Source organism: Kurthia senegalensis, from assembly GCF_000285595.1.
GTDB lineage: Bacteria > Bacillota > Bacilli > Bacillales_A > Planococcaceae > Kurthia > Kurthia senegalensis.
Window position 1 is genome coordinate 108,776 of sequence record NZ_HE611068.1, and the last position, 11,436, is coordinate 120,211.

Annotated in this window: 10 protein-coding genes and 1 pseudogene; 2 read left to right on the forward strand and 9 right to left on the reverse strand. The window is 39.7% G+C overall.

Going from position 1 to position 11,436, the window contains the following annotated elements; all coding sequences use genetic code 11:
* Positions 1 to 139 precede the first annotated feature (139 nt).
* The 8 genes and pseudogenes from KSHG_RS12090 to KSHG_RS12125 form a co-directional block, all read right to left on the reverse strand.
* Positions 140 to 643, reverse strand: a complete 504-nt coding sequence (locus tag KSHG_RS12090) for an acyltransferase (RefSeq protein WP_010306897.1) — start codon at positions 641 to 643, stop codon at positions 140 to 142.
* Positions 636 to 1,286 carry a pyrophosphatase PpaX gene (gene ppaX, locus KSHG_RS12095; protein WP_010306900.1) on the reverse strand — a complete coding sequence of 217 codons (651 nt, stop codon included), beginning with the start codon at positions 1,284 to 1,286 and terminating at the stop codon, positions 636 to 638. The genes KSHG_RS12090 and ppaX overlap by 8 nt, the downstream gene beginning before the upstream one ends.
* A gap of 109 nt (positions 1,287 to 1,395) precedes the next feature.
* Positions 1,396 to 2,206: pseudogene (gene lgt / locus KSHG_RS16960) on the reverse strand (prolipoprotein diacylglyceryl transferase).
* Between the two features lie 19 nt (positions 2,207 to 2,225).
* Complete coding sequence (hprK, locus tag KSHG_RS12105; RefSeq protein ID WP_010306907.1) at positions 2,226 to 3,155, reverse strand: HPr(Ser) kinase/phosphatase; 930 nt, start codon at positions 3,153 to 3,155, stop codon at positions 2,226 to 2,228.
* A 126-nt stretch (positions 3,156 to 3,281) separates the two neighbouring features.
* Entirely contained in the window at positions 3,282 to 3,581 is a 300-nt protein-coding gene (locus KSHG_RS12110; RefSeq protein ID WP_042232013.1) for a c-type cytochrome, read from the reverse strand.
* Positions 3,582 to 3,647: 66 nt separating this feature from the next.
* Positions 3,648 to 4,874 (reverse strand): EAL and HDOD domain-containing protein, encoded by a 1,227-nt coding sequence (locus tag KSHG_RS12115; protein ID WP_010306913.1) that lies wholly within the window; start codon positions 4,872 to 4,874, stop codon positions 3,648 to 3,650.
* Positions 4,875 to 5,003: 129 nt separating this feature from the next.
* Positions 5,004 to 5,645 carry a VTT domain-containing protein gene (locus KSHG_RS12120; protein WP_010306915.1) on the reverse strand — a complete coding sequence of 214 codons (642 nt, stop codon included), beginning with the start codon at positions 5,643 to 5,645 and terminating at the stop codon, positions 5,004 to 5,006.
* 117 nt (positions 5,646 to 5,762) lie between these two features.
* Positions 5,763 to 7,739 (reverse strand): S9 family peptidase, encoded by a 1,977-nt coding sequence (locus KSHG_RS12125; protein ID WP_010306918.1) that lies wholly within the window; start codon positions 7,737 to 7,739, stop codon positions 5,763 to 5,765.
* A 217-nt stretch (positions 7,740 to 7,956) separates the two neighbouring features.
* Between KSHG_RS12125 and KSHG_RS12130 the strand changes: the two genes are divergently transcribed.
* The gene (locus KSHG_RS12130; RefSeq protein WP_010306921.1) at positions 7,957 to 9,324 is read left to right on the forward strand and encodes an amino acid permease; all 1,368 of its coding nucleotides are present in this window, start codon (positions 7,957 to 7,959) and stop codon (positions 9,322 to 9,324) included.
* Positions 9,325 to 9,446: 122 nt separating this feature from the next.
* The gene (locus tag KSHG_RS12135; protein ID WP_010306923.1) at positions 9,447 to 9,737 is read left to right on the forward strand and encodes a hypothetical protein; all 291 of its coding nucleotides are present in this window, start codon (positions 9,447 to 9,449) and stop codon (positions 9,735 to 9,737) included.
* A 245-nt stretch (positions 9,738 to 9,982) separates the two neighbouring features.
* On the opposite strand, the gene KSHG_RS12140 is transcribed toward KSHG_RS12135, so the two are convergent.
* Positions 9,983 to 11,383 carry an AMP-binding protein gene (locus KSHG_RS12140; protein ID WP_010306926.1) on the reverse strand — a complete coding sequence of 467 codons (1,401 nt, stop codon included), beginning with the start codon at positions 11,381 to 11,383 and terminating at the stop codon, positions 9,983 to 9,985.
* Positions 11,384 to 11,436: the final 53 nt, after the last annotated feature.

Consider the following 11,436-nt stretch of genomic DNA (forward strand, 5'->3'; position numbering starts at 1 on the left):
AATTAACTGACTATTCAACAGAAAAAAAGAGACAGCTTTCTTATAGCTGAATGATTCCTTTTTTCAACTTTTCATACGGCTGTCTCTAGTATAAAACACGTCCAAAGATTGTATCGTTCGGACGTGTTGTGTTCTCTTTTTATGAACGCTGTTGACGCTGTTGTTTCGTATAAATGATTTGCATCGGATTGCCGCCAACCATTGCGCCTTCTGGAACGTCTTTATGTACGAGTGTCATCGCCGAAACGACCGCCCCATCGCCAATTGTTACGCCTGGCAAGATCGTCGTATTCGCACCGATCATCACCTCTTTACCAATTGAAACATCCCCTAAACGATATTCGTCGACTAAATATTCATGTGCTAAAATCGTCGTGTTGAAGCCGATAATCGTATCGTCCCCGACCGAAATACGTTCTGGAAACATCGTATCGGGTGTCACTTTAAGGGCAAAGGCGACACGCTTCCCTACGTTCATTTTCAGAAACGTACGATACAGCCAATTTTTCACGGATAAAAAAGGAGTGAACCGCGCAATTTCAATGACGATGAAACATTTTACGACTTTCCAAAATGAAACCGTTTTGTAAATTTGCCAAAGCGATGTTCCACCAGTAACCGGATAGCGTTCCGTTTTACGCATCGCCTTTTACTCCGACTACGTCATACAAATCGAGCATCGTTTCAAGCATGTATTCTGGTTGGAATTGTTGTAAGAAAGCAGCGCCTTTATACGACCACGCAACGCCGGCTGCACGTACGCCTGCATTATGTCCACCTTCAATATCGTGTGAATTATCCCCAATCATTAACGCGCGATCTTTAGAAACGCCTAAACGTTTAAGTGCGAGTTCTATAGGCTCTGGGTCCGGCTTCGCATTCGTCACATCGTCCATCGAAATAATCGTATCGAATAAATCAGTAATGCCGAGTAAGCGTAACCCTCTGTGAAGTGCATCAGCACGTTTTGTCGAAACGACAGCGAGTTGAATGCCTTGCTCCTTCAGTTTGTGTAGCACTTCTTTCACATGAGGAAATTCCGTCGCAAGCGCATCATGCTGTTCGGCATTCCACGTACGGTATTCGGCAAGTAGTGCTTCGACATTCGTCGGGTCTACTTCCATAAATGATTCCGTTAACGTTGGACCGATAAAACGCACATAATCTTCTCGGCGATAACGTCCCGGAAACTTCGGATCAATGACGTGCGCAAACGTTTCAATAATTAAATCATTCGTATTTAAAAGCGTTCCATCAAAATCAAATAACAATGCATCAAAATTCATTTATGCCACCTCTTTCAATATGTAAGTCTATTATAGCGAAAATGTGCCATAAAACACTCGCTGTATATGAAAAAATCTCGAAATCGCATGCGACTTCGAGATGATTTCTTTACTGATCTTTATAATGTACAGGTGGTTTCATCGTCATACGACGGTAAATGAAGACAACGACCGCAACGATTAATGCTACAAGTGACACGATTTGTGCCATACGGAAGCCCATAATTAATAAGCTGTCTGTACGTAGTCCTTCAATGAAGAAGCGACCGAATGAGTACCAAATAACGTACGTTAAGAAAATTTCGCCACGGCGTAAATTCACTTTGCGAAGTGCTAATAATAAAATCAATCCGACGATATTCCACATAGATTCGTATAAAAATGTCGGATGATGGTAAATACCAGATACGTTCATTTGATTAATAATCCATTCCGGAATCATTAAGTTTTCTAAGAAATCTCTTGAAACCGCACCACCGTAAGCTTCTTGGTTCATAAAGTTACCCCAACGACCAAGAATTTGTCCGATAATAATAGAAGGTGCTAAAATGTCTGCGACTTTCCAAAAGTTAACGCCACGTTTTTTACAGAAGTAGTAAACAGTTAAGCCCCCACCGATTAATGCACCGTGAATGGCGATACCACCTTGCCAAATTTGTATAATCTTCTCTGGATGCGCACTATAAAATTCCCACTCAAAAAATCACGTAGTAAATCCGCGCACAAATAATAGCGATTGGCACTGTCCAAATTAATAAATCTGTTAGGAATTCATCATCGAATCCTCTTTTTTTCATTTCATGCTGTGCAACAAAGTATGCTAGAACGATGCCACTCGCAATAATAATACCGTACCAGCGCACAGGTATACCTAATACGTGAAATGCGACTGGATCGATTAGTAATAAACTTAAATCCATAACGTTCTCCCTTCAACTGCTACATATCTGTTTTGTCTTGAATAACACTTTCTAAACGTTGCGTAAACTCTTCTGCTGAATTAATCCCTAAATTTTTCAAACGATAATTCATCGCAGCTACTTCAATAATGACTGCTAAATTTCGCCCAGGTTGCACTGGAATCGTCAATTTTGTCAAATCGGTATCTAAAATTTTCATCGTTTGAGATTCTAAACCGAGACGGTCATACGTTTTATCTGCATCCCATAGTTCTAAATCGATGACGAGTGAAATTCGTTTATTTCTTCTCACTGCACTGGCTCCGAACATCGTCATAATGTTAATAAGCCCAATACCACGAATTTCAAGCATATGGTCGATCAGTTTTGGTGCATTTCCGACGAGCATATTTTCAGATTCTTGGCGAATTTCAACACAATCATCTGCAACGAGTCGATGTCCTTTTTTCACTAACTCTAATGCCGTCTCACTTTTCCCAACGCCACTTTTCCCTGTTAGTAGTACACCGATTCCATAAATATCAACGAGTACGCCATGTACGGCAGTCATTGGCGCAAGACGACTTTCTAAATAGTTCGTCAACATACTTGAGAAGCGTGTCGTTTTTAATTTTGTCGTCAATACCGGTACATGATTTGCTTCAGAAGCATCTTGTAGCTCTTTCGGAACTTCCATATTGTGAGAAATAATAATAGCCGGTGTACTCGGCGCACAAAGTTGATGCATGCGTGCTTTTTTTTCATCTGTCGACAATGTGTTGAAAAACGACAATTCCGACTTCCCGAGTAATTGAACGCGTTCTGCTGGATAATGATTAAAGTATCCAGCCATCTCTAAACCTGGCCGTGAAATATCACTTGTCAAAATATGACGCCCAATGCCTAGCTCTCCGCTCACTAATGTTAAATCAAAGACATCCATGACATCTTTTGTACTTACTTGTTCCACTTCAGACACTTCCTCTCTCATTCCTATTCATTTTAGCAAAAGTCACATGAAAATAGGAGCTATCCCTCTCATTTCACCAATTAAAAAGAGCACGCTTGAAAGAGCGGGCTCCAGAGTATTTGACGCTTATTTTTTTTCAGCTAACCATTTTGCTAACTCTTTCGCTTCAGCATCATTTACGAGACCTGATGGCATACCGCCCTTTGTCCCGTTTTTAATAATGTCGTGAATTTCATCTTCTGATTTTTCCGCACCGATTTTCGTCAAATCTGGTGCAGAAGCACCTTCTAAGTTTTTACCGTGGCAACCCATACATTTTTGTTCTGCTAATTGCGCTGCATCTGGCTCTGCACTTGAACCGTCTTTCGATGCACTGTCATTCCCACAAGCGGCTAAAAGAAGAGATGCGCCAATCAACGTCATCATCCAATATTTTTTCACTGGATTCCCTCCTACACTCTTTTTCCTTCAATTTCTTATTAGTATAGCATATTACTTCATGTTTCTCGCCCAATTCGATGCATTGTAATACATCGTCATCACATCGTCGATTTTTACGTCCAATTGCTCACAATAAACGTGAATTTGAGGCATTTTCATTTGTTCAACTGCCATCGCCAGTTGTAAATACGTCTGCATCTCGCCAGCACTACCTGACAGTGTAGCAACAACTTCTTCTGGCAGTGGTAATTGATTCATAATTTGGGTAATCGAGCGATTTAAAATAACATCGATTAAAGAGAACATACCGACTAAAAAATATTCCGAATATCGCCTTACGTCTTTTTCCCTTGCGAGAGACTCACACAATTTCGCACGAATCAGTGATTCTTTCATCACTTCTTCCATGCGACCTGATGTTTTTAGATCAGCCATTTCACGATACGTTAATATGTATAACCATTGCTGCAAGTTCACGATGCCGAATGACAAAACAGCATCTTTAATCGAGCGTACTTTCGGACGACGTTTTTGGCGTGTCGAATTAATTAATTTTAATAATTTATACGTTAATGACAAATCGCGTTCAATAATCGTCGCAATTTCATCTAAGCTCGTATTCGGATTGCGTAACAAGGCAATCAAGCGATAATACTCTAATAAATTCATCGGAATGTCTTCCGTCGTCATCACTTGTGGTTCTTTAAAGAAATACCCTTGGAACAATTTATAACCGTGTAATTTTGCCCAATGGTATTGTTCCATCGTTTCAATCTTTTCACCTAACAAAGCAATATGTGGATATTGTTTATTAACGAGTCGATCAATTTTCAAACGTTCTTCTTCGTTCGCTAACATAAAATCGACTTTAATAATATCAACATAGTTAAAAATCGGTGATTCTTTTAATTGTTCCAACAATAAAAAATCATCAAGCGCAATTCGATAGCCTTGCTGCTTTAATTGTTTTACGCGTTTTACGACTTCGTCTGTTATGTCTATATCTTCTAAAATTTCAACGACGACATGTTTCGCAGATAGTTGGTCGAAAATAGAACTCATTAATAAGTTCTCGGTAAAATTAATAAAGCACGGATGCCCTTGTGATAATTCATGAAAATCAAAAGATACGAGCGTCTTCGAAATCACGTCATACGTAGCTAAATCCGCATCTGTTGATTCATAGTAATTTTGTTCTCCACTACGATACAGAAGCTCATACGCATACACTTGTTCCCGCTCGTCAAAAATAGGTTGTCGACCAATGTATGTTTCCACGACATACACCTCTCTCTTTATGAAAGTCCACTTACTTTATCCCTATTCATCTTAACACTTTTTTCCTATAAAAACGAAATAAAAAAGCCTATGGATTATTTATTCCATAGGCTCTTGATTATGCACTTTTTATTTTTTAAATTTCGATTTAATAAACCCGGTAATCGCCGGTAAAATAGATACGAAAATAATCGCTAAAATAACGACTGAGAAGTTATCACGTACGAACGGTAAGTTTCCGAAGAAATAACCACCTAATACACAAACGAGCGTCCACAGTGCGCCACCGATCACGTTATACATTAAGAAATAACGATAGTTCATGCGACTTGCACCTGCTACAAACGGTACGAACGTACGAATCATCGGCATGAAGCGTGCGATTAAAATCGTTTTTCCGCCGTGACGTTCGAAAAACCCTTGTGCTTTCGCCATATTTTCTTGGCTAATAAATTTACCTAAAAAGCTATTCGGTCGAATGGTCGTCCCAACACGTTTACCAATTTCAAAATTCAAGCTATCCCCGAGCACCGCTGCTAAGAAATAGACGACAATGACAAGCGGTAAACTTAACCCATGAATCGCTGCTAGTGCGCCACTTGCGAATAATAGTGAATCCCCCGGTAAAAATGGAAAAATAACGATGCCTGTTTCAATGAAGACGATTAAAAACATGATGCCGTACGTACCAAAGCCGAACTTTTGAATTAACTCCACTAAATGCACATCGATATGCATGATGAAATCAAATAAAAATTTAATAAAATCCATGTTTGTTTCACTCACAATCTTTCTAAATACGTATAGTAACATCATACGCTATCATTTCATTATTGTATTACTAAAAAACGAAATTAAGAACAAGAAAGTTGCTAATTTACGATACTTTTACAATTGTTGTTCGAGCCATTGCACCATTTCTTCTAAACGAGCGATGCGTAAATGCGGTAGTCCGTTACGAGACAAGTCATGATTTGCTTTAGGGAAACGAACGAAACGCGCTTCTTTTTTATGTGATTTTAACGCGATGTACAATTGTTCTGCTTGTTCGATCGGACAACGATCATCTTCTTCACTATGCAAAATAAGCAACGGTGTTTGGACGTCCTTCGCATATTTTAAAGGTGAGTGCTTCCATAAACGTTCAATATCGTCGTAGTCTCCACCAATTTGCCAATTTGTGAAGTAATACCCAATATCCGATACGCCGTAGAAGCTAATCCAATTTGAAATAGAACGTTGCGTAATCGCTGTTTTGAAACGGTTCGTATGCCCGACAATCCAGTTCGTCATAAAGCCACCGTAGCTGCCCCCCATCACCGCAAGACGTGTAGAATCAATCCATTCATTCTCTTCGATTGCAAAATCTACCGCATGCATCAAGTCTTGATAATCCCCGTTACCATAATCATTTTGACAGCTTGCAACGAACGTTTGGCTGTAGCCATGACTACCACGTGGATTAACGAATAAAACGCCGTATCCTTGTGCTGCTAAAAGTTGCATTTCGTGAATAAACGTATTGCCATACATCATATGCGGACCCCCATGAATCGTTAAAACAAGGGGATACTGTTGTCCTTCTTCATACGCTGTTGGTTTCATCAACCAGCCAAAAATCGTCGTACCATCAAACGAAGGGAAACTAATTGGTTCCGGTTTCGATAACATCACTTCTTGTTGCCATGCATCGTTAAAATGCGTCAGTTGTTCTCTTTCACCTGTTGAAATGTTTAAATGATACAATTCACCAACAGAAGTCGGACTGCTAATTGTCGCTAACGCATGAATCGCATCGTGTGCAATATCATAACCGTACACGTGTTCATCTTCAGGCGTCGCTGGATAAATGGCTCCGTCAAGCGTTGCATAATAGAGACGTGTATCGCCCATCGTAGACAATTGGAAATAAAGGGCATGGTCGTCACACCAAACGACACCTGGTGCAACTGCTCCTTGTTGTACGTCTGCCGTTTGATAATCGCCGACCGGTAAATCCATCATCGCTGTTAACGAGCTAAAATAATCTTCTGCCACATTGTAAATATACACTTCGCTATGCGCTGCATTTTTAAATGGCTCTAATGGTGCTCCGACAAATGATACGTATGCATCGTCTAAAGAGAAAGCCACCTCTCCGAAATACCCTTCCATATCGACAATTAGTCGTTCTTCCTTCGTTTCGATATCGACTATATAAAGTGGCGCACGGAAATCAAAATCCGTATTTTCATGGCGATTGACTGAATAGACGATTTTTTTACCGTCATGAGAAAGTGAACCAAATCGATAATCGAAAGCGTCCTCTGTATAGCGTGTCACACGTTTCGTTTCAATATGAATAAACCCAATTTGGCTATGACGATTTTCTCGTAATAACCCCATACCATTCATTTTATATTGCATTTTCTCGGTCGCAAACGGTTGTGGTTTTTTCGGATCTTGTTTCGTCGGTACATCTCCGAACGACTTGCCATCTTCTACGTTAGCACTAAACCAAATCGTTTCTTCATCTGGCGTCCATGCGTAATGTGTAAGTCCGAACATGAAGTTCGTCATACATTTCGCTTCCCCACCATTCGTCGGCAAAATATACAATTGATTTTTTTTCGTGCGACTCGCTAAAAAGCTCACGTACTTTCCGCTCGGAGACCATTGAATGTTTGAAATACGTTCATTCAAATGCGTCCACTGCGTCACTTCATTTGTTTCTAAATCAATATGATATAAATAACCGATGTAGCTATTACTTGATGCCTCCATTTTCGTACGGATGAAAACCGCTTCTTTTCCATTCGGTGCAAGGACGGGACTCGTTACCGATTGTAGGCGGTATAAATCGTTTGTTTCTACAAAACGTGTCATTATTTTTCCCCTTTCAACATAGGTGTCCACACTTAGAAAGCATGGAACGCTTATTTATGTATTATTATTTCTCACAAATACTTAATCATTATTCAATACCCTTTTTAAGGATATTCCACAGTTATTAATAAGTGCGACCATGGCTTGTTCATGCTATTCAGATAATTTTATGATAACATTATTAATGTAAAAACAAAGCATCGGAGGCGTTTTTTCAATGACGCAAAAGAAACATAAGTTAAATCGTGGTTTAGAATCACGACATATCACTTTAATGTCACTCGGTGCTGCACTTGGGGTCGGACTATTCCTTGGCTCTGCAGGTGCAATTAAAATAGCTGGACCATCTATTTTAATTACATATGCACTAGGTGGCATGGTAATCTTCTTTATTATGCGAGCACTAGGAGAACTCGCTACAGATCATCCAGTAGCTGGTTCTTTCAGTCGCTACGCACATGAACACATTGGACAATTAGCCGGTTTCTTAACCGGTTGGAACTACTGGTTCTTATGGATTGTCACATGTATGGCAGAAATTACAGCTGTCGGCATGTATATGCAATATTGGTTCCCAGATTCTCCAAAATGGTTGTGGGCACTTGGCGCACTTCTCATTATGACACTCGTCAACTTAATCGCCGCAAAAGCATTCGGCGAATTTGAATTTTGGTTTGCTTTAATTAAAGTCACTGCAATCGTCCTTATGATTGTACTCGGTCTTGCAGTTATTTTATTCGGTTTCAGAAATGGTGGTCAACCGTTAGGGATTAGTAATTTATGGACCCACGGAGGCTTCATGCCAAATGGCTTTAGCGGTGTTATCGCTGCACTACCAATCGTTATGTTCGCTTACTTAGGTGTCGAAATGATTGGTGTCACAGCTGGTGAAGCAAAAAATCCGAAAAAAGTTATTCCAAGAGCAATCAACACAGTAATTATTCGTATTTTAGTTTTTTATATTGGTGCATTAGGAATTATTATGGCCATCTATCCTTGGAACCAAATTAGTCCTGATAACAGCCCATTCGTTCTTATGTTCGATAACGTTGGGATTCGTGCTGCGGCCGGTATTATTAACTTCGTCGTTTTAACTGCTGCATTATCTAGTTGTAACTCTGGTATTTTCAGTACAGGACGTATGCTTCTAACATTAAGTGAACAAAAACAAGCACCTGTATTTTTCAAAAAAATTAGTAAATCAGGTGTCCCATTCAATGCTATTATTTTCTCATCGATTATTTTACTCGTTGGCGTAGCATTAAATTATTTCTTTGAAGGATCTAGTGTGTTTACATACATTACGAGCGTTTCTACATTCGGCGCTGTCTTCACTTGGATTATTATTTTGATCACACAATTAAAATTCCGTAAAAAATTACAATCAGGCGAGAAAGAAAAATTAACATTCCCTATGTTATGGTACCCTGCTAGTTCATACATTTCGATTGCGTTCTTACTGTTCGTCGTCGTCTTAATGGCTTTCAACTCCAGCACACGGATTGCTTTAATTGTCGGACCTATTTGGTTCATTCTTTTATTAGCCGCTTACTTTGGTTACTATAAAAAAAGACTTTCAAACTAAATGAATATGAACGAGAATAGCAATTCGCTTTTCTTATATACGTTCGTATAAAGAGGAGGAAACGCCGTCCTAATGCGTTTCCTCCTTTTTCACATTATTTTTTTAAACATAAGGAGTATACTATGCCACAAACGTTTACGCTATTTGAACCGATTTTTTATTTCATCGTCTTATTATCGCTCATCTTACTATTACTCACGAGTATGCCTAAATTCCGCGCGCGTCTATATCCGACATTTATGAGCGTCGCAATCATCGTACTTATCATCTTTTTATTCATTACAGAAAGTTTAATCGTCGCTCAATTTGACTTAACTGGCGACGAAAAAACATTTACGATGGGCATCGTTGCCGTTACATTAAATGTCTTAACTGTTTACTTCGCTTTCCGCAAACCTCGGATGAAAAAATAAAAGACATATGCGATGAAACGAATCTAAAATCTAAAAGAGCATCAAAAAAGACACTTCCAAAAGTACACAATCTTTGGAAGTGTTTTTTTGATGGACAAAATTGAAACATTTCATGCCACAGAAAAGCGTCCGGCAAATTCCGCTTAAAAGAAATGTCTTTTTTACCGTTTAGTTTAAAACAAAACAGCCTTTCATACGCCATCTATTGTTTAATATGAAAAAGCGTCACTCAAACCGAACAACCTCTACTTTAATTCATATTTTTTCATTTTCCCTGTACTATTTTTAGGAATCGTATCGCAAAAAATAATATGACGCGGACATTTATAACGAACGAGTTGTTTCGCACAATATTCATTTAGTAAAGGCACGGTCAATGTTTTATTTGCGACAACGTAAGCAACAACTTCTTCATCTAGCTGCTCACTTTTCCGTCCAATGACAGCCGCTTCGATAACAGACGGATGCGCATAAAGTACTTCTTCTACTTCTTTCGGATATACGTTATAGCCTCCGACTAAAATGACATCTTTCTTCCGGTCAATGATTGTGACATAACCTTCTTCGTCTATTTTAGCTAAATCCCCCGTACGTAAATAATCGCCGGCAAAAGCTTCTCTCGTCGCCACTTCATTTTTGTAGTATCCTTGCATAACATTCGGTCCTTTAATACACAGTTCACCGACATGCCCCTTCAGTACTTCATTGCATCCTTCGTCGATAATTTTCGCCTCTACATTAGGAATCGTTGTCCCGACAGTCGTTACTTTCTCACGACCAATTGGATTAAAGCAAACAACTGGCGATGCTTCTGACAATCCGTATCCTTCTGAAACGGCAATCCCCATATCGGTCATAAATTGGTCATGCACGGCTTTCGGTAACGGTGAACCACCTGAAATCGCCAGACGAATCGTTGCCCATTTTTTCATTGGAATACACGCTTGCAAAATATAGTTATACATAAGCGGCACACCTGCAAAAATCGTCGCACGCTCTCGTTCAATTAACTCGCTCACTTTTGAAGGACTAAACTGTCGAATTAATAATAATGTCGCACCGACAAATAGAGGAGCATTCAAGACGACCGTCAATGCAAAAACGTGGAACAGTGGTAGCGTAACGACAAAGCGATCTCGTTGTTCATACGTGAAAAAAGTCGCCACATCACGAGCATTCGAAAATAAATTTGCATGACTTAACATCGTGCCTTTCGGTTTTCCTGTCGTCCCAGACGTATATAAAATCATAGCAAGTGAATGCGTCGCTTCCACCTCACATGGAATCGTACCGACTTCCGTCATACGCATAATTGGAACCGGCAATTTAAAATCCCCCTCTTCAACAATCGTTAGCGTCACATCCCCATCTTTCATTATGTACGCTAGTTCCTGTTCCGTATAAGCCGGATTCAATGGAACGGCGACTGCTCCAAGCGTCCAAATACTATACAATGCTTCAATCAAACCTGGACTATTTTCCATCGCAATTGCGACGTGGTCTCCTCGTTTGACACCTTTTAAACGCAGCGTCTCCGCCGTTAAACGAATACGATGCCGCAACATGCGATACGTCATCGTTCGGTGTTCAAATTGAATCGCAATTTGTTCATCTCGTTGTAATTGAAGTTGTGTCCATAAATTCATTTGCTCATCCCCCATAATTTATGTCATAAAAAAAGAACCGTTGAAAGCGAGGC